Raw genomic sequence first — 22,962 nt, forward strand, 5'->3', positions numbered from 1 at the left:
TTGAGCTACTGAAACCACCACCAAACCCCACCCGCGACACCAAGTGATACGGGCAATGAGAGCATTATCATAAGTGCAATTTCGTCTTTTGGGCCATCAAAGCGTGTTGCCAACATATAACTGATCACCGCCACAGACATGCCGTGCAACATGACAATGGTTGCGGTTTCAACACTATTAAAGTTAAAAAAAGGCACCACCAGTAACGCAACACCTGAACCAATTAGGGGTCTGAACAGAGAAAGGCTGACGACTCGTTTAATTTGGCTTTTATCATTAATACTAAGACTGGCTAGGGACTTACCGAGTAGCATCAACATAATGGGTAAGGTGATTGCACTCAGCATCCCAAGAGTATTCATAACAGCTTCGGGTAAGCTCAGTTGCATACCACTAAATACCCCACCTACTATTAGGGCTAAAACAGGACCGTTCTTCACTAATTGCTTAGGATGATAACTGCCTGACATAAATCCCACCCCTAAAGTGAAATGACTGATCTGGACAACAGAACTCACCACAATAGCAACCGTCAATCCTTCTACACCAAATAACGCATAGGCCACTGGTGTTCCAAGATTACCTGTATTCGGGTTTACCAAAGGAGGTAAATAAAAGCGAACCGGTAATCCTAATAGTTTTAAAAACACAAATGACGCTACACCTACTAATACTAAAATCACAATCGTCACGGCCACGAGAGACAGCATACCGGACAATTCCATCTTCATATTTAAGATGGAGTGCAATAACAAAGCAGGGATCCCTATGTTGGACACCAAGGCACCTAACTGTGGACTATCAAGATATTGGGTCTTTCTAGAGAGTAGTATTCCAAGGCCAGCAAGGAGAATAATCGGCGTAAGCGCCTGAACAAATACAGCAATCATAAGCGTGAAGATAACATTTAAAGTCCATAAGCCGTTTACTTTACTCGGTTATCCCGTGCCTGTCTTTATGTAAGAAGCATGAAAGCAATCTTGAAGATTTGCGCAAATATCCGTTTGTATCAATTTTTCAGGTGTATTCGCTATTCGACATTTGACCTATGTGTTACACAAAGGTTCTAAGATAGGACGAATGAAATAACAGGGGGCATTATGAAAGTCGGAGAACTGGCAAAAGCAGCAGGGGTTACCGGTGAAACAGTGCGTCACTACACTCGCGAAGGACTTATTCACTCTACGCGAAACCCGAATAATGGCTATCAGCAGTATGACGCCGCTGCACTGAAGCGAATTAGGTTTATTCAACAGGCACGTTTGTTGGGGTTTAGTCTAAAACAAATCGCTGAAATTTTTGAACAATCAGATTCTGGTGATTCTCCTTGTCCACTGGTTCGCGACTTATTGCGACAAAAAGTCCCCGAAACAAAACGCCAGATAGCAGAGCTTCAAGCACACCTCGCTAAAATGGAGGCGGCTCTCGCAACTTGGGAAGAAATGGAGGATGGCATCCCTAATGGCCACTCCATTTGTTGTCTTATCGAAGAATGGGAACAGGAAACAGATTGCTGTTCTAAGGAGCATTAAATGAGTGATGTTAACCAAACGCATCCTGTGGCACCGGATGCACCGAATATTTTTGAGTTCGATTTGAATGTCACAGGCATGTCATGCCAAGGCTGTGTCAGCAAAGTGCGACGGGCCATTAAAGAGAAAGATCCTAGTGCGGAAGTGGTCGGCACTCCTAAAGACAACCGCCTAGAAATCCAGACTCAATTACATGAGTCACAAATTGAAACACTCATTGAAGAAACAGGGTATGAACTACTAGGGCAATATGAGGTGCCTGCACAAGAGCCTGAGCCCGCCTTAACAACAACTAAAACAAGCAATGAGCATGCTCATGAACAAACTCAAGTGCAGCCTTCTGATGTCGTCAAAGAAGAGGGTGCTGAATTAAACAACGAAGACAGCATTCAATTACAACTCTCCGGGATTACCTGTGCTGGATGCGTGAACACCATACAAAAGGCCCTTGATAAGGTTCCTGGCGTACAACACGCTGAGGTAAATTTTGCCAGCCGAACGGCTCAGGTGCGCGGTAATCAAGGCGTTGACGCCTTGATTATGGCAGTGACCAATGTGGGCTACGGGGCAACACAGATTGTTGATCCTGAAGTAGCTCAAAAGGAGCGAGACGAAAAAGAGCACCAAGAGTTAGTCACAAAATTTCGTAATGCGTTTGCTGGGTTGGCTGTTGGTGTTCCTCTCATGCTTTGGGGGCTACTGGGTGGCTCTATGATGATCAGCACCACAATACAGCAGTGGACATGGGGCGCTATTGGCGTCCTGACCTTGGCTGTGATGGTGTTTTCTGGTGGCCATTATTATCGTAGTGCGTGGCGTGCATTCTTACATCGCAGCAGTAACATGGACACGTTAATTGCCTTAGGTACGGGAGCGGCTTGGGTCTATTCAATGGCGGTGGTGATCGCACCTACTTGGGTACCTGAAGCGTCTCGCCACCTCTATTTTGAAGCCAGCACCATGATTTTAGGTTTAATTAACCTAGGGCAAGCATTGGAAGTAAGAGCGCGAGGTAAAACCAGCCAAGCACTAAAACGCTTGTTGGATTTACGTCCACGTCATGCCACGGTCGTCCGGAATAATAGGTCTCAAACTGTGGCCATTAGCGACATTCAGATAGACGATACCATTCAAGTAAAGGCGGGTGAGAAGCTTCCTGTGGACGGCATCCTTTTATCAGGCGAATCCGTAATAGATGAGTCCATGCTAACAGGTGAACCCGTTCCCGTTGAAAAATCACAAGGGAGCAATGTGTCTGCTGGCACCGTCAATGGTAATGGTAGCTTTACCTATCGAGCCACTAAGATCGGTGCTGACACATTGCTTGCTCAGATCATTAACATGGTGGGAGAAGCACAGAATTCAAAACCGCCTATCAGTAAACTTGCGGATAAAGTTTCAGCTATCTTTGTTCCAAGCGTGATGTTAATTGCTACGGCTGCCGCATTGCTCTGGTTCAATTTTGGTCCATCTCCCGTTTCTGTAAACATGCTAGTAGCTGCGGTTTCTGTGCTGATTATTGCTTGTCCCTGTGCCCTAGGCTTGGCTACACCTATTTCAACTATGATTGGTATCGGTAAAGCAGCGGAGTTTGGAGGCTTGATTCGAAACGGTGATGCCCTGCAAAAGGCCAGTGAAATTAACCTAGTGGTAGTCGATAAAACAGGCACCATCACTGAGGGCAAACCGGTAGTTGATGCAACTCAGTACCATGGTGAATTATCCCAATCAGAGGTTCACGGTGTTATTCAGGCCTTAGAGAAGGGTGCCAACCACCCGTTAGCAGAAGCCTTACTTAACTATGTTGAGGTGGAAGGGATATCTGATGTATACGCTGAAGCGCAAGTGAAGAATTTCAAATCCATTACAGGACAAGGTGTTTCTGGCGACATCAATGGGGAGACGTATTTACTGGGTAATGGGAAGTTAATGCAGGACAACCATGTAGATCTTTCCAAAGTCACTGACTTGGGCCAAGGCTCACATGTCTATGTTGCTAAAAATAAAGACCTATTGGCTGTATTTAATATTACAGACAAGGTTAAATCCGGTTCGGCTAATGCAATCCAAGCGCTACATGATCAAGGGATAAAGGTCGTCATGCTAACCGGTGATAATGAGCAAACCGCTGCAGCCGTATCAAAAGAAGTAGGCATAGATGACTTCAAAGCTGAGATGCGCCCTGAAGACAAACATGCTCACATCAAATCTTTGCAGCAACAGGGGTTTGTAGTCGGCATGATCGGTGACGGTATTAATGATGCCCCAGCATTGGCTCAAGCTGACGTAGGCTTTGCCATGGGAGCTGGGACAGATGTGGCCATGGAAAGTGCTGACATTACCCTCATTGGTAATGACCTCAATAATGTGGTGAGTGTTATTGCTGTGAGCCAAGGGACTCTAAACAATATCAAGCAAAACCTTTGGGGGGCATTTGGCTATAACGCCTTAGGTATCCCTGTCGCTGCGGGTCTGTTATTTCCATTCACAGGATGGCTACTCAGTCCGGTGATCGCTGGTGCTGCAATGTCACTGTCATCCATTACTGTGGTACTAAATGCCAATCGATTACGCTTATTTAAGCCTTCAACAACGCCAACTAAAGGAGACTAATCATGGATATTTTAATCAATGTACTAGGTGTTGCCTTAATGGGTTTCATAGTTTGGTGGTTTTGGCTTAGCGACTCTCGCTAAGCCCAGTCGGCTAAAAAATGGAGCAGATATGTCTAAATCCGCTTTTGAACATACTGTTAGTTTGACGTTTAAAACAACAGATCAGACACAAGAGGGCACTTGGTCCCTAGGGAATTTGAAGGAGCTGTTTAAAGCATTGCCCAGTGCAAAGGTCAAGTCTTATAAACCTCGCACTGGTAAGCTTGCTTTCAGCTATGATGCTTCGATTATAACGTTAGAAGACTGCTTAAATACCTTAACAAAGGTGGGGCTAGAAGTTGATCGCTCTAACTTTATAAAACGTTGGTATTTTTCTTTAGCCACCATGAAAGATGAAAACATTCGGGCAAACGCAAAGCACGTACCTCACTGTTGCAGTAAAGCCCCTAATGTCCGCCGCTAACCGCAACCTGTTTTAGTCCCAGCTTGGTAATGTAGTAGATTACCAAGAGGGACAAACAGGCCACAAAAGCACCCGCATAAGTCGTATAAGCAATGCCAGCACGTTCAATGACAACACTGCCAAGTAAGGCTCCAGCGCCGATGCCCACATTAATAATGCCTGAATACAGAGACATGATAATGTCCGAAGCACCTTCATCAATCCCTAATACACGGGCTTGCATAGATAGCGTCGTCAAAATTAGTGATGCCCCCCAAACCACAGTGACAGCAATCATCAACCAGGTAATGTTCGCCGCCAACCCAAGCACTAACATACAGACCGCTAAACCTGCAGCACTGCCAATCATTAACTGATTACCGTACTTTTCACCAAAGTACCCAAACGTTGTACTACCAATGATACCCGCTAAACCAAACGTTAAAAGCACCCCAGTTGTCATTGAATCAGAGATATTTTCAAAGGTTTTCAAAAACGGTTCTATGTAGCTATAAGACGTATAATGGGCGGTAAACACCAATAAAATCGCAAAATAAATGGTGAACAATATCTTATTGGTAAAAACAGATTTTACCTTACTACCTAAACCCGTTGTGGTCATACTAGGCAGAGGTGGCAACAAACGGAATACCGCAACGGTAGTGACAAATGCCGCAATACCAATGGCTTCAAACGCCATTCGCCAACCAAGAGTCTGTCCAATAAGTCGACCTAAAGGAACGCCCAATACCATGGCCATCCCTGTCCCCGTGGCTAAAACACTCAAGGCGAAATTCATCTTACCTGGAGGCGCAACACGGATTGCAATGGATGCCGTAATGGACCAAAACACCGCATGGGAGAATGCCACACCAATGCGACTGATTAACAAACTCTGAAAGTCCCAAGCAATGGCAGAAAATCCATGACTCAAAACAAATACCGTACATGTGCCTAATAGCAGACGTTTCCGCTCCATTCTGCTGGTGATCAGCATCATAGGTAGTGACATGAGTCCGACAATCCAAGCATAGATTGTCAGCATCCAGCCTGTCTGCGAGGGCATAATCCCAAAGTCAGATGAAATATCAGACAACAAACCCACGGGAACAAACTCAGATGTATTAAAAATAAACGCACAAAATCCTAACGCAAATACCCTTAAGTATTGAACGTAACGCGGTGTTTCTGAGTGAGGAGGTAATTGAGTCATTAATACATCCGACAGTATCTGGTTTCAAAGGAGCGCCTATTCTTCATGTTTTACACGAAAGAAAAAGCGGTCAAATATGAATCAAATTGGTAATCACACGATGCGCAACACAGTCGTATCGTTTAACATCTATTTCATACTATTTTCGCTGAATTTCTATAGGTCCCCGCCACTTTTCTGCTTATTATGATTGCATCCCATCAAATTCCATCATTTGTTAGCATTCGTCGTCAGTTCGATTTTAAAGGAATTGAAATGGGGCGCTGGGTCACACCAGAAGAACGGGATAGAGCAGCCATTAACTTTCATAATGCCCTATGTGATCTCCAATCTGCTTTATCAGGAACGACACATTTAATATCTCTAAGAGGCACGCTGGGGTTGCAATATGGCAAAGGTGGCCGACCTGGAGTGTCTGCTCATTATGTGCCGGCCATGAGAAAGCTGTCTTTAGCAAAGAATGCGGGGGCAGGAAGTCTTGCCCATGAATGGTTTCATGCATTTGACCATTATATGGGTGAGAAAATGTTTCCCATTGCTGACTCACAAGCCTTCGCTTCAAACATGTGGCTTAATGATTATCCCAGCGGTAAACACCCATTAAATGCCTTATTAGGTGAATGCTTTGCCGCCATCATGTTATCTAATGACGGTAAGCAACCTAGTGACTTATTTACTGTCTCACGGGATACGGATGATCGCCTAGGGGTATTATATTACTCACGGCCTGAAGAAATGTGCGCCCGAGCATTTGAAGCCTTTATTGAAGATAGCGTGCCGCAAAATAAGTTTTTGGTACGTGGATCCATTCATTCTGATGAAGCCAAGCTCGGGCTGTATCCTAAGGGTCAACAACGACTGATTATTAATGAAATGTTTAACCAATACTTTGGTGTGCTAGGAGCCGCTCTTCAGCGAGAGGTTATGATATAAAAAAGCCGGACTGATTGTCCGGCTTTGATTAGTTCATTTAATAATGATTAGGCAGATTGCAAAGTAGGGTAGTCGACGTAACCTTCAGGACCTGATGTATAGAAAGTATCTTGGTCTGGAGTATTCAATTCGGCACCTTTTTGAGTACGCTCTACAAAATCAGGGTTCGCAAGAATCGGCGTACCGAAAGCAACCGTATCAGCATCTTTGCTTTCAATAGTAGCGCTCGCTTCTTCAGCAGAATAACCCATATTCACCATTAAATGCCCTTGGTAATGATCACGGGCGACTCGAACCACATCCGCTTGCTGCACACCAAAAAAATCAGCACGCATAAGATGCAAATAAGCCAAATTAAACTTATTCAGATGAGTTGTTAAATACTCGGTCCAAGCAACAGGGTCACTGTCCTGCATACTTTGGAAGCTATTAAGGGGCGAAAGGCGCAAACCAACACGGCCAGAACCAAATACACTGGTCACAGCTTCAATCACTTCTGTTAAGAAACGCGCTCGGTTTTCAAAGGAGCCGCCGTATTCGTCAGTACGCTTGTTACTGCTGTCACGTAAAAATTGGTCAATCAAGTAACCATTGGCACCGTGGATCTCTACGCCATCAAAGCCCGCGGCTTTAGCGTTTTCTGCGCCTTTACGAAAATCCTCTACGATCGCAGCAATAGCTTCTTTAGTTAGGGCTTCAGGTACTGCATGGGGCACTTTGCCTTCTGGCGTATGAATCTCGCCATCAATAGCAATGGCACTTGGTGCCACTGACGGCTTGCCATTATTAAGGGCAGGATGAGCAGCGCGACCTGGATGCCAGATTTGCATGAAAATCTTACCGCCAGCAGCGTGTACGGCATCAGTGGTTAATTTCCATCCAGCCACTTGCTCAGCACTGTAAATGCCAGGATCGTTGCCAAACGCAGAAGTGCCTTCAGTCATCATTGTACATTCAGTAATCAACAAGCCAGCAGAAGCTCGTTGTGAGTAATATTCAGCCATTAATTGATTAGGCTGATGATCAACAGCACGACAGCGTGTTAATGGAGCCATGACGAATCGATTTGATAGCTGAACATCACCAAGAGCCACAGATGTAAACAGTGCTTGCGTAGCATTAGACATTGTTAAATCCTTAAAAGTTAATTTATCGATAACTAATAGATAGGACGATAATGGAGGAATTCAACACGGTGCAAGATTTATCCTAAGTTTGTGCTGTTGAACTCAGGGTGTGAATGGTACTGAGACTAGGAATAGTGAGTTTATAAAGGGAGCCAATGGCGAGCAGCATAATGAATCAATGCAGTTTCAATACAGCTCAATAAGAGAAAACTCTTAGGACAAAGTGTCAAATACAGAGAGATTGAACTTAAAATGGCTTATTTCGCTATTTCCGATAATAACATTTATCGGAAATATCAGAACTACTTTCGTTGTGCTCAGCTAGGCAAAACCTCTATTTGTTGAATTCGCTTCTTCTTAAGGCTTTTACAAGTTTAAAGCTGTGTTGATCAGTCGCGAATGTCTAGTTACGGCCTTTCAGTTTGCGAAGTAATATTTCCAGATTAGGAACTTCATACGTGGGCATTACGTGTGGCTCTACTTCAATGTTGTGATGATTCAACCAGACAGTATCAATACCGGCATTATTACCACCAAGGATGTCTGAGGCTAAGGTGTCGCCAACCATTAAGATGTGCGGTTTGTCTTGTTCCGTTAAGCCATGTTTGGCCATGGTATGCTCGAATACCTTGCTATGTGGTTTTGCGTACCCAATCTGCTCTGAAATGACTATGTGGTCAAATGCATCCCGTAAGCCCGTCTTTTGCAGTCGACGCTCTTGTAACGCGGTAAAACCATTGGTGATGATTGATAGAGATTTCTGTTTAGATTTCAGATAATCGATTAAACCCAATGCCCCTGGTAAAGGCTCACAGAGTAACGCCATGCTGTCTAAAAACTGCTCATTTAATACACTTGGCTCCACAGACAACTTATCTGCCCAACCCTTAAAACGCGTTATCTGAAGCGTATTAGCGTCTATTAAGCCGTCTTGGTATGCTACCCAAAGTGGCTTATTCGTCGCTTGATATACTTCAAAATGCTCTTTAGTAAATTCCACATCGTACATTTGAAACATGTGCTGTAGACCTGCATAAGCATCAAACTTAAACAGGGTTTCATCGGCGTCAAACCAAAAGTGACTGTATTGATCGATCATTGATATATCTCTTCATGCATAAAAGGCGCTAAAGCAAGTATCAAGGCCTGCATGTAGACACTTTCACGGGTTTCAATATGGTTAGTCAGGACACCGATCGCGCCGCCCTTTTGTCTTATATTGTGCTCATTAAACACATCATCCATCACGTGTGCCAGCTCTTCACCTTCAACTAGGCGCTTATAAATGCCACTTGGTAGCGGTAAATTGGCACTTCGGCCCGTGATCATTTTGCCATTTTTATCCCGTACGGTGACGTAGGCAAAGGTTGCTGGACCTTCGTCAAATAGGTCAACGCCCCCTTCCATGGCAACATAAAAATCAAAGGATTGTTTCTTATCATGATGAGCACAGTGGGTTGCTCTATTTTGCGCCCCAAGCTTGGTTTCAGCTTCATTCATAGGCTGATCAGGAACCCCGGAGGGGGCGCTTGTCGTTTCACAATGTAATGCACGACTGGGAAAAGCTTTCGCAAATGCTTTCATGGCCGCCCCCTGCTTTACAGGATTTTGCGAGCCTACTTGTATACGAATAACGACATTAGCCATCTGAGTTCTCGATCCGTAAGAGTTGATATCATGTGGTTTTAAAGACAAAAAAGCCGCTCGGAAGCGGCTTTTAAAACGTTATGCTTGCCCTTTTATGATCGGGGTCTCGCATGTCACGTCAGCATTTTGCCCACGATGACGTAATAAATGATCAATCAAGGTTAAAGCCAACATGGCTTCTGCAATCGGTGTGGCACGAATACCGACACATGGATCATGACGGCCCTTAGTAATCACATCGATAGACTCGCCTTGGCGATTGATACTTTTGCCTGGCACCGTGATACTGGAAGTTGGCTTAAGTGCCATGTGCACCACAATGTCTTGTCCAGAAGACAATCCACCAACAACACCACCAGCATGGTTACTTAGGAAACCTTCTGGAGTCATTTCGTCCCTGTGTTGAGTGCCTTTTTGTTCAATCACATCAAAGCCATCACCAATCTCCACACCTTTAACGGCATTGATGCCCATCATGGCTTTTGCAATGTCCGCATCAAGGCGATCAAACACGGGCTCACCCAGTCCAGGCATGACATTTTTTGCAACCACTGTAATCTTGGCACCAACAGAATCCCCCTCACGTCGCAGGTTCGTCATGTAGGTTTCAAGCTCTGGAATCGCATCAGGATCAGGGCTAAAAAAGGCGTTTTCATAGACCTGTGATAAATCTTTAACGTCTAGCTTGATCGGACCAAGTTGTGACAAAAAGCCTTGAATTTCGATGCCATAACGCTGTTTTAGCCACTTTTTAGCGATGGCACCAGCCGCTACACGCATGGCCGTTTCACGAGCAGAAGAACGACCGCCGCCACGATAGTCACGGAAACCAAATTTCTGATCATATACATAATCAGCGTGAGCTGGACGGAAGGTATCTTTGATATTGCCGTAATCTTTAGAGCGTTGATCCGTGTTACGGATTAGAAGTCCGATCGGTGTACCGGTGGTTTTGCCTTCAAAAACGCCAGACAGAATTTCGACTTCATCAGGCTCCCGGCGTTGTGTAGTATGCTTGGAAGTACCTGGTTTTCGAAGGTCTAAATCACGCTGTAGATCGGCTTCTGTTAGTTCTAAGCCTGGAGGGCAGCCGTCAACAATCGCGCCTAGAGCCAAGCCGTGGCTTTCACCGAATGTTGTGACTTTAAACATAGTTCCAAATGTATTACCAGCCATGTGTCAGGTTACTCTTGTTGTAATGTCTTTAATTCTTCTTTGGTGAGAACGAATACACCGTTACCACCGTTTTCTAGCTCAACCCACATAAAAGGTGTATCTGGGTAGGCCTCTTGCAACGCGACTTCTGAGTTTCCGACTTCATAAACTATGATGCCATTGTCGTGCAGATAGTCCCCTGCTTGTGTTAAAAATTTACGGGTGAAATCTAACCCGTCTACCCCTGATGTTAACGCTAATTCTGGTTCGTTATGAAACTCTTCAGGAGCCGATTCATAATCTTCTGCATCCACATAAGGTGGATTACAGATAATGAGGTCGTATTGCTTACCGGAAAGACCATCAAACATATCAGACTGGATAGCCGTGACGCGGTCCTCAACCTCATGCATAGTAATATTCTGTTGAGCTACGGCTAGTGCCGCATCACTAAGATCTGTGATGTCCACACTAGAGTCTTCGAAGGTTAACGCCGCAGCGATACCTAAACAACCGGATCCTGTGCACATATCCAGTATGTTAAGTGGATATTGTTGTAGCCAAGGCTGGAATTCATTTTGAATCAAAGCCATGATCGGTGAGCGTGGAATCAAGGTGTCCTTCGTGACTTTAAACGGCAGCCCCATAAACCAAGCTTCACCAAGTAAATACGGTAAAGGTTCGCGTTGATTGATACGAACATCAACGAGCTTAAGGATATGCTTTTTTTCATTATACGTGAGGCGGCTATCCAAAAACTCTTTATCAAAGTCCAAAGGCAGAGTCAGCGCACCAAGCACCAATTGAACCGCTTCATCCCATGGGTTATCTGTACCATGGCCGTAAAATATATCCGATCGACGAAAACGAGAATAAGTCCAGCGAATGAAATCTTGGATGGATTCTAAGTCGCGAACCGCGGTTTGATGTTTACTCATGACATTCAATCTTGCTACAAAGAGGCGTATTATACCGATAAACCCATATTAGCTCTATCGCTCAGCCCCTTTGTTCTGCAGGGATTTTGCGATTTCCTTTAGCTCAAGTACCGTGCTTTTTACCTGTTGATCGTATTCTTGAGTCTTACTTTGTTGCAGCTGCTGAATTTGACTCTGGGCAGACTTGTTCGCATCAGTGAGCAGTTCTATTTTAATGTCTTGTTTAGCAAGATCTACTTGGGCTTGATGTAACGCTGCATCAGCTTCCTCTAACTGCCGCTTCATAGCCGCTAAGTCAGATTCTAAAACTCGAGTTCTGGACAGCATGCCTTCATTTTGAGTGGTTAACTGCTGATTGCTCTTTTGTTGCTTCTCTAAGGCTTCCTTTAATTGATGGTTTTCAATTGTTCGTTCTTCAAGCGCTATTTGGCTTTCGGATAAGGCCTCGCTCAAAGCGTCGCTTCGCCCCTCTAAAGAAGCCTTGCGCAATGATAACGACTCTTCATGTGCACGTATTTTTTCGTCTAACACTACTGAGACAGCTTTGATTAAATCTCGATTAAAACGGTCGATACAAGGCTCAATGCTTTCAGCCAGATCTGATAATTCACTCGCACTTTGTTCTCTATAGGCTTCTTCCCATTCAGAGATAGCATTTAGCAATGTTGTATTGGAGCACCCTCTTCCATCTAGTTTTTTGAAGTACTCACTCAGACGAGGAATATTTGGAAAGGTGTTTTCTGAGATGAGATGCCAACAGGCTTCTATGATCTCTTCTTTAGCGATATTAGCTTTACGTGCCATGAATAACAGCTCCAACGTTAATTTGATCTATTAAATAAATAGTTTATCAAATAGATCATTATTTATCTATTGGTAAGATCTCAGGTCGATTTTATTAAAGCCATAAAAAAAGGGGCTTATTGCCCCTTTGGAAATGAAAAGTGTTTTGTCTCTGGCTGCTCGTATTCATCCAGTGCTTTCATGGCCAGATCGTAGCCAAAATCAATCAGCTCTTTGGATCGCCAAAATTCATAAAAACTACAAGTATCTTTTGGAATCGAGATTAGGACATCAGGCGGGTAACCAGCAATCTTGTATTGGGTTAAAGATTCCTGCATGGTTTCAAACATCATGTTAATGGTTTGAATTCGCCCCCAGTTTTGCGGTTCATAACGCTTTTCAGGAATGCCTTCAGAATCCTTTCCCTTACCAAAAAAGTTTTTAACATTGGACCACCACTCTGGCTCATCATCCTGTTTGATAAATTCTTCTTCTGATAATTCTTGCGCAGGTCCGTTTAAGTCCACCGCGATGATGAAATCGGCACCGGCCGATACTGTAGGAATGATTGGCAAGGGATTCAGTACACCACCATCCACATAAACTCGACCGTTTATCTGTATAGGTGTAACTATAGAGGGCACAGCAGAGGAAGCTCGCATGGCTTGCATTAAGCTGCCTTTTTGAAACCAAAATTCCTTCTGGCTTAAAATATCCACGCCGATGGCCGTATAAGGCAACGAAAGGGACTCTATATCAGCATCGCCTATCATGGATTCGATGACTTGAAAGTAACGATCACCACTGATGTAACCACCTCTAAGTACCGCCATATCAAGAAGCTTAAGCACATTAAATTTGTCTAATGTCTCCGCCCATTCTTGATATTCCTTGAGCTTGCCTTGAAGGTAGATTCCACCAATAATGGCACCGATTGAGCACCCTGAAATGGAAACTATTTCATATCCTTTTTCCAATACAGCGTTGATAATCCCTATGTGTGCATGCCCACGTGCCGCACCACTCCCTAAGACTAGGGAGACAGTTTTCTTGCTCATATCACCTCCTTGTGATGTGAAAAGCTATTTAATACTAACGAAAATAACACGGTTGACCCCATAAGCTGGATTACCCATATTCGCTAAATTAATGAAACGAAGTAAACGACGCTCATCAGGATTAAGCCCATCTTTTAGCATCTCAATGGACTTGTCACCTGTTATGATCGGGTTGCCATCTCGATTGTCTGACGTCACAAACGCCACAATATTGCTCAAATCAGACTGTTCTCGAAGAAAGCTACGTATTCGCGGCACATCAGCAACATTTAATTGGGCCAATATATTTGCACCAACCGCATCACTCCCTTTTGGCACAACTTCATCAAGACGAACCATGACATCACCTGCACCGCGACGATTAATATAAAGTACCCAATAATGATTTTGGGCATCTTTAAGAACTTTTAGTGATTGATTCTGGTCCGCACCGTAAAGCAAATATTCGTTAAAAAAGTTGTTTGCCCAAGCATTGGAGCTACCACAGTTACGGCTTTCACATTGAAACAAAACAGTGTTGCCTTCAATGCTGGCAAGTGCCTCGTCATAAAAATCCACTACTTCATTTAATGGTACATTACGACCAATCTTATAAAGAGTCTGAAATGATTGCCCATCTATGCGTTCCACGGATTCTGGCTCCCATCCACGACCTGAGCGATAGATCTTAGCGAGGGGCACTTCGATAGAGGAGCTTTCGACGGGTTCGCTTTTTATAATTTGCGCACCTCGAAAAACAGGCACTTCAGTAACGGCAGCATAGGACAAGGTCGGAATTATAAACAAGGGTGCCAATGCAGATCTAAATAGTCGGGACATAATCAGGACTCCTCACCAAATACTTACTAATTTTGGTCTATAAACCGTCTAATTTCCTCTGCAACGGCTTTGCATGTATTTGGCTCTAAATGAAAATGATGGCCACCTGGTAACCACTTAAGTTTAATCCAGGGAAACGCAGTAGCGCGCTTCTTAACCAATTCTTTATTGTTTTCATAGACACCATTATCAGCAACAAGTGCCAAGGTAGGACATTTTATGGACTGAATAAATGACTCGACAGCAGCTTCATCCATACGAAACGGTGAAGGAAATGAGAGCTTGTGATCAGATCGCCAAACCCATTCACCATTTTTCATGATCGAACCTCGCTCAACCAGAGGCTTAGCCGCTCCATGTGACAATTCAGTAAAACCACGCATCCTAGCCTGAATAAGGTCTTCTTGGGAGGGATACCGGGTATATCTATCTGCCCGGGTTTTTAGCATTTTCTGGACCGCCCGCTGCATAGTGGTCACACGCTCATCTGCCGACGCGGTCAAAGGGCCCATATTGTCGAGGATTATTAACCCTCTTACTTTCTCTGGAGCAAGTGCTGCGACCAACATGGCGACCGCTCCCCCCATACTATGCCCTACTAACCATGTACTTTGAGTAGAGGCATTTAACACACTAATAGCATCTAGGGCATGATCCCATAAATGATAAAAACTGCCATCTGGCTTATGATCAGACACCCCATGGCCAGCCTGATCAATAGCAGTCACATTGTATTCGCACAATTGAAGAGCAATATTATTAAAACTGGCAGCATTATCGAGCCAACCATGAAGCATCAAAACACGTAGAGCATTTGGATTGGCTGACAACCATTGCTGCGCGCCTAACTTAATATGGCCTAAGTTATAAGCCGTTTCATTACTCATAACAGTCCCATCAAATTATGGATTTGCTGGCGACAGGGACCAGCGATACTGACAGCAAGCTGTAGCAAAAAGCTCTCCCTCAAGAGCTGCGAGTGTTGCCGTTTGCATTGAAAAAGTCGGCGGCAATGGCTGGTCAGCAAGAAGATCTACTAACTGATATGCAAAAGGCTGATGAGTCACCAACAAGATCGATTGATAAGGTAAATCATTTAGCCAAAGCGCTACATCCAGCGCCTTAGCACTAGGGGTAATAGTTTCTAAAGTCGTCGGTAAAGTAGCAGTCCCTAATACTTTTATAAACTCATTAGCGGTTTGCTGAGCCCGCAAAAAAGGACTGACAAAAATTGCATCAAAGTCTTCAGTGGTCTCAGAAAATGCCTGGGCGGTTTGACGCACTTCTTCATATCCAGCCTCTGTCAAAGCTCTTGAGCTATCGTCCTGATAACCAAATGGCTCAGCATGGCCATGACGCATGATGTAGAGTCGTTTACTCTGCACGCTTGTCACCTTCTGGCCAAGGTTGAAATGGGAAAGGCTTCTCTTCGCTACTGAAAGCTAAGAAAGCCAATACTTGCTTCATGAAAGCGGAGACAGATCGCAGCCAAGCGCCGAGTGTCACAGGCTCATGCTTTGAGCCGAAACGTATCAAGGTGACGATAATCAGCAAAAAGCCGAACAAGGTAAATGCCACATTGAGTAGACACCAATAAATCAACATAAAAAGGATACGCAACCAATATCCCTGATCTGAATAACCCGGCTTATCCATTATGATTTTCTCCAGTCGTTGCAAACTCTACATCCCATTTTTGTTCGCCAGTCATAAGGCCACCAATCAGGGATTCCAAGCTCGCGTTTTCAAAGATCAACTTATACAGACCTTCTGCTAACGGCATGTACAGTTGATGTTTATGTGCTTCTTCTACCACCATGCGAAGTGTATTAACACCCTCTGCAACTTCACCTATGGAGCCCACTGCTTTTTCTAGCGCTTCTCCAGAACCTAGGGCGAAGCCTACACGGTAGTTTCGACTTAGCGGGGAAGAGCATGTCGCAATTAAATCGCCCATCCCAGCAAGCCCTAAAAATGTCATTGGGTTTGCACCGAAGTGCACGGCAAACCGGCTCATCTCCGCTAAGCTACGGGTCATGATCATTGCCATGGTGTTCTCACCTACTTTCACAGCCTTAGCAAGACCACACACTATGGCATAAATATTCTTTAACGCACCTGCCAGCTCAACCCCAGTACTGTCTTGGTTCTCATAAACGCGGAAAGTCCGAGACTTTAATAACTCTATCACAGTACCTCGAAGAGGAGCATCGTCGCTGGCAATAACAGAGCCAGTCAGCTGTCCTGCAGCAATTTCTTTGGCTAAGTTAGGCCCACTGAGGACACCAATTCGCTCTGTCACACCATTACGCTTGAGGATGTCACTCATTAATTCGAAGCGATTGGGGTTGAAACCTTTGGTGGTGCTGATAAGGATTTTTTCAGGTGTGAGCAAAGGGCGAATGCGTTCGACCACTTGCTCAAAAGATTTAGAAGGAATAGAAACAAAAATTGTATTACTAGCACGAATGGCTTCTTCTAAATTACTAGTCGCCAGCAACTCTCTATGCAAAGGAGCATTGGGTAAATAGCGGCTGTTAAGGCCCGTTAGATTGATCTCTTCAACCTGCTCCTCATTACGCATCCATTGGCTAACTTGATGGCCATTTTGAGCCATAATATTGGCAAGAGCAGTACCAAAACTACCGCCCCCCAAAACACAAACTGATTGCTTGTCCATAATATATAGGCTTACCTTATGGTTACGACGAGCAGCTAACTTCTAAGTCACGCCCCCAGTCTGGGGCGCGCATAGCCAGAGCTTCGCTGGCCGCATGCTCATCAAAGGGATTTTTTAATACGTTTAAAAGCTCTCTAAATGGCAGGTAGTTTCCCGCCTCTGCCGCTTGAATGGCTTCATGGGCTAAATAGTTGCGCAACACAAATTTGGGGTTAACTTGTTTCATTTGAGCTGAAACGTCATGCTGGTCTCGGCTATCTAAGCGGCATGTCCAGTAACCCTTCAACCAGCCTCCCATGGACTCCCGATCAACCACTTCGTCAAGAAGAATTTCCGGCGTTTCTGGGGTCACCGAGCTGAGCAACCTAAAAAATATAGTGTAGTCAAATTTCTCTTTACGAAGAATAGAGAAAAGCTGCTGAACCAGAGGCTCTATGTCAACCTCTGAGCTAAGACCCAGTTTGGCTCTCATCAGCTCATCATAGTGGCGTTGAAGTACAGGCTCGTAGCCCTGCAATATTTCAATCAATTGCTCTCGTGACAAGTGACCAGAAAAGCAACGCATAAGACAATTTAGATTCCAAAGCCCAATTCCCGGCTGTCGATCAAAACGATAGCGGCCTTCATAATCCGAATGGTTGCAGATCCAACGATCATCATAATCTTCCATAAATCCATAAGGACCATAATCGATCGTTTCACCAAGGATAGAAAAGTTATCCGTATTCATTACTCCATGCTGAAAACCGATGCTTTGCCATTTTGCCACCATTTTCGCAGTACGACTTACCACGTCTTTAAGCATGGAAATGATAGGTTGCTCTGATTTCAGGGCATCAGGAAAGTAGTGCTCTAGGGTGTAATCAATGAGTTGCTGTAGCTGCTCTGTTTTCTTATGAGCAAAGAAATATTCAAAATGACCAAAGCGAATGTGAGTGCGAGCCGTACGAACCAGCAAAGCGCCAGGTTCGGGTTGCTCACGGTACACGGCCTGTTGGCTGTCGAATAGCGCTAGAGAGCGAGAGGACGGCACACCCAGAGCGTGCATGGCCTCACCTGCCAAGTATTCACGAATGGAAGATCGCAGAACAGCACGGCCATCGCCACGACGACTGAAAGGAGTTTGCCCTGCCCCCTTCACATGAATATCGTGCAGCTGACCGTTTGAATCTTTTACTTCCCCAAGCAGTACGCCTCGACCGTCGCCGAGTTGAGGGGAAAAGCCACCAAATTGGTGACCGGCATAGACCATGCTTAAGGAATCCGCTACGGGCACCTCACCGTTAAGCTTGGCTTGAGTGTCTTTGTCACTTAGGTCAATTCCAAGACTTGTTGCCAAGTCCTTGTTTACCTCCACTATGCGCTGTTCAATTAAAGGCTGAATCTTAGTATGAGCTGAAAATTCAGCGCCTAGTTGCGCATAGTGATGGTAAAGCTTCATGAAACCTCGTTATTTTTGCTCGATCATGTATTCACAACGAATAGAAGCACCGATAGTGGCTTCTATTTCAGGAATCATGAAAGCGTCATCTTCGCTGGCAAAGCTGACGGATTTACCCATTTCGCCGCCGCGACCGGTACGGCCAATACGGTGCACATAATCTTCAGGGTCTTCCGGTAAAGTATAGTTCACCACTAGCTCGATGTTGTCTACGTGGATTCCTCGACCAGCCACATCCGTTGCCACCAACACTTGAATTGAGCCGTCTTTGAACTTAGCCAATGTTTTCACACGTTTATCCTGGCTCACTTCACCGGATAAAATCGCACAGTTGATCTTGGCGCCTTTCAGCTTTTCATATAAATCTCTGGTTTCGTCACGGCGGTTCGCAAAAATAATCGTACGCTGGCCATCATTACCTTCAATCAAAGATTTTAGTACCGGCCATTTCTGTTCCGCTTCGACCGTGTAAATAACCTGATCAATGTTTTTGTTGGTCGTCTCTTTTGGTACTACAGAGACTTCTTTTGGATGGAAAGTCCACTGACGAGCAAGTGCTTGGATATCTTTCGGGAAGGTCGCACTGAACAACATAGTTTGACGTCGCTCTTTGTGAGGCGTCATGCGAATAATGCTTTTAACATCCGGAATAAAGCCCATGGAAAGCATGCGGTCCGCTTCGTCCAGCACAACACACTCAACTTTATTGAGCATTACTTTCTTATTACGCGCAAAATCCAACAAACGGCCCGGCGTCGCAACCACTAGGTCAACGAACTCGGTTTCCAATTGAGAGCGCTGTTTGTCGTAATTCATGCCACCCACTAAAGACACTACATTCAAGTTTGTATTTTTAGTGAGTTTTTCTGCTTCATCTGCGATTTGCAAAGCCAACTCTCGAGTCGGAGCAATAATCAAACCGCGAGGGAAATTATTAGGACGATCCTCGTCTGCAGGGTAATCCAAGAAATCACTGACCATAGCAATCAGGAACGCAGCAGTTTTACCGGTACCCGTTTGCGCTTGACCAATTAAATCGTAACCTTGCAAGGTAGCTGGCAAGGTCGCAGCTTGAATTTCACTGCAGTACTCAAATCCCATTTCTTGAATGGATTTCAAGACACGATCAGGCAAGTTGAAGTCATGAAAACGTGACTTACCCTCTACTGGATCTACTTTGAACTGATCAACGGACCAAAGCTCACCACTTTTTGCGTCTTTGTTAGCCTGAACGTTTGCTTGGTTATCGCTTCCACTATTTTTGTTGTGTTTACGACGGGGTCTACGCTGACGTTTTGGGCCCTTAGAGGTTGGGCGTGTGGCTTCTTGCTGTTTATCCATGTGGGAGTCTTTCGTCTCTTTTCATTGGTAGTTTAATAACGTGGCACCGAGTGTACCTAAATGCCCCAGTTTTATCATCTTTAACTTACTAAATCTGTCGATATGGAGGCAAACTAGCGATTAATTGTCCCCCGTATCGTTTAGTACGAAGTCGTTTATCCAATATATGGATTTCCCCTTCATCTGTCTCACTTCGCAACAATCGGCCAGTTGCCTGAACCAATCTCAAAGAGGCATCAGGAATGGTTATTTCCATAAAAGGATTCCCGCCCCGCTTTTGAATCCACTCTGCTAAGGTTGCTTCAACAGGGTCATCGGGTACAGCAAACGGAATTTTTGCGATATAAACTCGGGTAAGGTATTTACCGGGCAAATCCACCCCTTCTGCAAAGCTTGCAAGGCCAAATAGCAAGCTACCTTTACCAGCATCAATGGCATCCTTGTGTGCGTCTAGGATAATCCGTTTCGATTGCTCACCTTGTATTAACAGCAATTCTTTGAGGTCATCTTTTAAACCAGCAGCCACCTCTTCCATTTGACGGCGGGAGGAAAACAGCACTAAAGAGCCAAGGTCTTTTTCGATGTGATCATTAAAATACTTCACCAACTCTTTAGTATGTGCCTCCGCATGATTTGGCTCAGCGTCCATACTCGGGACGACCAAGGTTCCTTTATTGGCAAAATCAAATGGACTGATAACCCTTAGATACTCACTTTCCCGTGGTACCCCCGAGCGCATGTTGAAACGATGAAACTCATTCAGTGCCGTCAATGTGGCTGAGGTAACAACCGCACCAAAGCACTTGTCCCAGAGCTGCATACGCAGCGTATGGGCGGCTAAGATGGGGGAACCACCCAGCTCTACATCTTGTTCAAGGCCTTGGCCCACTAAAACAAGCCATCGGGCATTAGGGGGATAGGTCTGATCATCAATAGCGGAATAGAGCTTCCAAAGCTCCACACAGGCTTCAAGACGCCCTAAGATGACACCTAAGATTGGCAGCCAATTTTCAGCGGTTTCCTCCGTGATCCCCATGCCTTCATTTTGCTTTACCTTTTTACATTCATCCTGAATGGTTTCAATCTGCTTGTAGAGCTTTTGGTAAGACATAGTAAGGCTGTATGCCAGCTGGCGTAATTCATCAGGGATAACACCAAATTCAAAACGGTGCTGACGCGTATCTTCGTCCAATCCCAACCCTTGGATAAAGGGTGCGATCCCCTGCTGCACGTACTGTACAAAGTTGATCGTGCTTTGTATTTGCTGGGGGATTTTTAATAAGATCTGCCCCGACAAACTGACTTCGTCCGTTAGTTCCTGACGGAAATTTATAAGGTTTTTGTCTAGCTGCTTAAGCCAACTGATACTTTGTTGCAGACGCACTTCATGTCTAAAGTGACCTATGGCCTTGTCAGGTAGATGATGTCCTTCATCAAATACATAGATGGTTTCTTTGGGGTCTGAAAGAATGGCACCGCCACCCAATGATAAATCCGCTAACACCAAATCATGGTTAGCCACTATGACATCTGCAATTTCTAGTTCACCTCGGGCCTTAAAAAATGGACAGGCGGAGAAGTTAGCACAATTACGATTTGTACATTGTTGATGATCAGTGGTGAGACGACGCCAATCATTCTCACGAATGATGCCTTCCCAATTATCTTTGTCTCCATCCCACTCACCGTCGCGAAGCTTATCATCCATTTCCTGATACAGGGTGATATTGACATCATCCGCCGCCAGATGTTGTTCAAACAGGCCTGCGAACATATCCTCTGTGGATTGCTCTTCAGCACCCAGAAAGCTCTCAAGGTTGTTTAAGCACAGGTAACGACCACGACCTTTAGCGAGGGTATATCGGAAACTATAATCCGTATGCTCAAGAAGACTTGGCAGCTCTTTATGTAAGATTTGCTCCTGTAAGGCAACTGTCGCAGTAGAGATAATTAGCTTAAGACCCTTATCCTTCACAATCGGAATCGTTGAAAGACAGTAAGACAAGGTCTTACCTGTACCGGTGCCAGCCTCGACCACAGCCACATGCTTTTCACCTAGCCGCTCACCTTCGGTGCCCTGTTTTATATTGCCAAGGGTCCGAGCAATGGTCGCGATCATATGACGCTGTCCCACACGGGCCTTGTGGCCTTTTGCCTCTAGATAATCTCGGTAGGCTTGCTGAATTTGATTCTTTATCTTGTCTGAAAGCATTTAATTAGTTGAGCTATAGATGATTAGCTGTATATAATAACAGTAACTGTATAAACAAACAGATGCCATATGATTAAATTAACAAAAAGACAGTCTGATGTCCTAGAGACGATTCGCGAATTCATTAATGAAACTGGCTTTCCGCCAACTCGAGCTGAAATCGCAGCACGACTTGGCTTTAAGTCACCCAATGCAGCCGAAGAACATTTAAAAGCCCTAAGTAAAAAAGGCGCTATTGAAATGCTATCTGGTGCTTCACGTGGCATTCGCTTAATTGAACAACCTGCCGAAAGTGCAAACGATGAAGACGGCACTCTACCCATCGTTGGTCAAGTGGCAGCAGGATACCCTATTCTGGCACAAGAGAATATTGATTCACGCATCAAGGTCCCCTCCGACATGTTTTCTCCTAAAGCCGACTACCTGCTTTCGGTAAATGGCATGAGCATGAAAGATGTTGGCATTTATGATGGCGACCTACTCGCTGTGCACAAAACCACCACTGTGCGTAATGGTCAAATTGTTGTCGCTCGAATCGGTGACGAAGTAACAGTAAAACGCTTCCAACAAAAGGGCAGCGAAGTCAGACTTCAGCCCGAAAATGAAGCATTTAATGACATAGTCGTTGATCTTGAAAGCGAAGAATTTGTCATTGAAGGTCTATCAGTGGGTGTTATTCGACGTGGGATCTAGTCCCCAAAAGCAAAAAAGGTTGCTTTATTTAAGCAACCATTTTTGTTTTAGATAGACAACACAGAACATCAGTGAAGAATACGAGGCATAAACTCTTCATCATGGGCATCATGCCCTTCTCCTGAATCGAAATCCTCTGAATACACGTAGTCAATGCCCGCATGGAACATACACTTAGCCAATTCAAAATAACGATCTTTTAAGAATGCCTTGGTGTCATCTGAGATTTTAAGGGTTGCAAGGGGCGTCTTATCGTCCTCATCCTCGCTTGCAGGACGGAGCACAATGTCTCCATTTTCTAATTCAACAATTTCTAAATACGTATCTTTCATT

The 22,962-nt window shown here is 44.7% G+C and carries 23 protein-coding genes; 5 read left to right on the plus strand and 18 right to left on the minus strand.

All coding sequences use genetic code 11. The features are described from left to right. Positions 1-5: 5 nt before the first annotated feature. Positions 6-890: an AEC family transporter gene (locus tag ACZ5DR_RS14445; protein WP_377367425.1), complete on the minus strand. Its 885-nt coding sequence runs from the start codon at positions 888-890 to the stop codon at positions 6-8. Between the two features lie 210 nt (positions 891-1,100). Here ACZ5DR_RS14445 and ACZ5DR_RS14450 point away from each other — a divergent pair, with 210 nt between their 5' ends. The 3 genes from ACZ5DR_RS14450 to ACZ5DR_RS14460 all read left to right on the plus strand — a co-directional run bounded on the left by ACZ5DR_RS14450 (position 1,101) and on the right by ACZ5DR_RS14460 (position 4,610). Beyond that, positions 1,101-1,532, plus strand: a complete 432-nt coding sequence (locus ACZ5DR_RS14450; RefSeq protein WP_377367427.1) for a MerR family transcriptional regulator — start codon at positions 1,101-1,103, stop codon at positions 1,530-1,532. Then, complete coding sequence (locus tag ACZ5DR_RS14455; RefSeq protein ID WP_377367429.1) at positions 1,533-4,145, plus strand: heavy metal translocating P-type ATPase; 2,613 nt, start codon at positions 1,533-1,535, stop codon at positions 4,143-4,145. Positions 4,146-4,256: 111 nt separating this feature from the next. Beyond that, positions 4,257-4,610, plus strand: coding sequence for a hypothetical protein (locus ACZ5DR_RS14460; RefSeq protein WP_377367431.1), 354 nt, complete (start codon positions 4,257-4,259; stop codon positions 4,608-4,610). On the opposite strand, the gene ACZ5DR_RS14465 is transcribed toward ACZ5DR_RS14460, so the two are convergent. Beyond that, positions 4,594-5,802 (minus strand): sugar transporter, encoded by a 1,209-nt coding sequence (locus ACZ5DR_RS14465; protein ID WP_377367433.1) that lies wholly within the window; start codon positions 5,800-5,802, stop codon positions 4,594-4,596. The two genes, ACZ5DR_RS14460 and ACZ5DR_RS14465, sit on opposite strands and share 17 nt — an antisense overlap. A 186-nt stretch (positions 5,803-5,988) precedes the next feature. On the opposite strand from ACZ5DR_RS14465, the gene ACZ5DR_RS14470 reads away from it, so the two are divergent. Further along, positions 5,989-6,735: a CLCA_X family protein gene (locus tag ACZ5DR_RS14470; RefSeq protein WP_377367435.1), complete on the plus strand. Its 747-nt coding sequence runs from the start codon at positions 5,989-5,991 to the stop codon at positions 6,733-6,735. A gap of 47 nt (positions 6,736-6,782) precedes the next feature. On the opposite strand, the gene ACZ5DR_RS14475 is transcribed toward ACZ5DR_RS14470, so the two are convergent. The 15 genes from ACZ5DR_RS14475 to dinG all read right to left on the minus strand — a co-directional run bounded on the left by ACZ5DR_RS14475 (position 6,783) and on the right by dinG (position 21,936). Further along, a complete protein-coding gene (locus ACZ5DR_RS14475; RefSeq protein WP_377367437.1) occupies positions 6,783-7,862 on the minus strand; it encodes an alkene reductase in 1,080 nt (359 codons plus the stop codon). A 403-nt stretch (positions 7,863-8,265) separates the two neighbouring features. Further along, positions 8,266-8,961 (minus strand): pyrimidine 5'-nucleotidase, encoded by a 696-nt coding sequence (yjjG, locus tag ACZ5DR_RS14480; RefSeq protein ID WP_377367439.1) that lies wholly within the window; start codon positions 8,959-8,961, stop codon positions 8,266-8,268. Beyond that, positions 8,958-9,446, minus strand: coding sequence for an inosine/xanthosine triphosphatase (gene yjjX, locus ACZ5DR_RS14485; protein WP_464543723.1), 489 nt, complete (start codon positions 9,444-9,446; stop codon positions 8,958-8,960). The genes yjjG and yjjX overlap by 4 nt, the downstream gene beginning before the upstream one ends. Before the next feature lie 141 nt (positions 9,447-9,587). Further along, entirely contained in the window at positions 9,588-10,685 is a 1,098-nt protein-coding gene (gene aroC, locus ACZ5DR_RS14490; RefSeq protein WP_377367443.1) for a chorismate synthase, read from the minus strand. Between the two features lie 8 nt (positions 10,686-10,693). Next, on the minus strand, positions 10,694-11,602 hold the full coding sequence (prmB, locus tag ACZ5DR_RS14495; RefSeq protein WP_377367445.1) for a 50S ribosomal protein L3 N(5)-glutamine methyltransferase: 909 nt from the start codon (positions 11,600-11,602) through the stop codon (positions 10,694-10,696). 54 nt (positions 11,603-11,656) lie between these two features. Continuing rightward, entirely contained in the window at positions 11,657-12,406 is a 750-nt protein-coding gene (locus tag ACZ5DR_RS14500; RefSeq protein ID WP_377367447.1) for an HlyD family secretion protein, read from the minus strand. A gap of 116 nt (positions 12,407-12,522) precedes the next feature. Further along, a complete protein-coding gene (locus ACZ5DR_RS14505) occupies positions 12,523-13,443 on the minus strand; it encodes a patatin-like phospholipase family protein (protein ID WP_377367449.1) in 921 nt (306 codons plus the stop codon). 24 nt (positions 13,444-13,467) lie between these two features. After that, positions 13,468-14,262: a DUF4892 domain-containing protein gene (locus tag ACZ5DR_RS14510; protein WP_377367451.1), complete on the minus strand. Its 795-nt coding sequence runs from the start codon at positions 14,260-14,262 to the stop codon at positions 13,468-13,470. A gap of 26 nt (positions 14,263-14,288) precedes the next feature. Beyond that, entirely contained in the window at positions 14,289-15,149 is an 861-nt protein-coding gene (locus tag ACZ5DR_RS14515) for an alpha/beta fold hydrolase (protein WP_377367453.1), read from the minus strand. 15 nt (positions 15,150-15,164) lie between these two features. Then, the gene (gene sixA / locus ACZ5DR_RS14520; RefSeq protein WP_377367455.1) at positions 15,165-15,647 is read right to left on the minus strand and encodes a phosphohistidine phosphatase SixA; all 483 of its coding nucleotides are present in this window, start codon (positions 15,645-15,647) and stop codon (positions 15,165-15,167) included. Next, positions 15,637-15,918: a DUF4389 domain-containing protein gene (locus ACZ5DR_RS14525; RefSeq protein ID WP_377367457.1), complete on the minus strand. Its 282-nt coding sequence runs from the start codon at positions 15,916-15,918 to the stop codon at positions 15,637-15,639. Before ACZ5DR_RS14525 ends, sixA begins: the two co-directional genes overlap by 11 nt. Next, positions 15,911-16,942, minus strand: coding sequence for an NAD(P)H-dependent glycerol-3-phosphate dehydrogenase (locus ACZ5DR_RS14530; RefSeq protein WP_377367459.1), 1,032 nt, complete (start codon positions 16,940-16,942; stop codon positions 15,911-15,913). The genes ACZ5DR_RS14525 and ACZ5DR_RS14530 overlap by 8 nt, the downstream gene beginning before the upstream one ends. Positions 16,943-16,964: 22 nt before the next feature. Then, a complete protein-coding gene (locus ACZ5DR_RS14535; RefSeq protein WP_377367460.1) occupies positions 16,965-18,383 on the minus strand; it encodes a protein adenylyltransferase SelO in 1,419 nt (472 codons plus the stop codon). Positions 18,384-18,392: 9 nt separating this feature from the next. Then, the gene (locus ACZ5DR_RS14540; RefSeq protein ID WP_377367462.1) at positions 18,393-19,724 is read right to left on the minus strand and encodes a DEAD/DEAH box helicase; all 1,332 of its coding nucleotides are present in this window, start codon (positions 19,722-19,724) and stop codon (positions 18,393-18,395) included. 88 nt (positions 19,725-19,812) lie between these two features. Continuing rightward, positions 19,813-21,936 (minus strand): ATP-dependent DNA helicase DinG, encoded by a 2,124-nt coding sequence (dinG, locus tag ACZ5DR_RS14545; protein ID WP_377367464.1) that lies wholly within the window; start codon positions 21,934-21,936, stop codon positions 19,813-19,815. 69 nt (positions 21,937-22,005) lie between these two features. On the opposite strand from dinG, the gene lexA reads away from it, so the two are divergent. Further along, complete coding sequence (gene lexA / locus ACZ5DR_RS14550; protein WP_377367466.1) at positions 22,006-22,629, plus strand: transcriptional repressor LexA; 624 nt, start codon at positions 22,006-22,008, stop codon at positions 22,627-22,629. A gap of 68 nt (positions 22,630-22,697) precedes the next feature. Here lexA and ACZ5DR_RS14555 read toward each other — a convergent pair whose 3' ends face one another. Beyond that, a complete protein-coding gene (locus tag ACZ5DR_RS14555) occupies positions 22,698-22,961 on the minus strand; it encodes a hypothetical protein (RefSeq protein ID WP_377367468.1) in 264 nt (87 codons plus the stop codon). Position 22,962: the final 1 nt, after the last annotated feature.

Source organism: Marinomonas vaga (assembly GCF_055388305.1).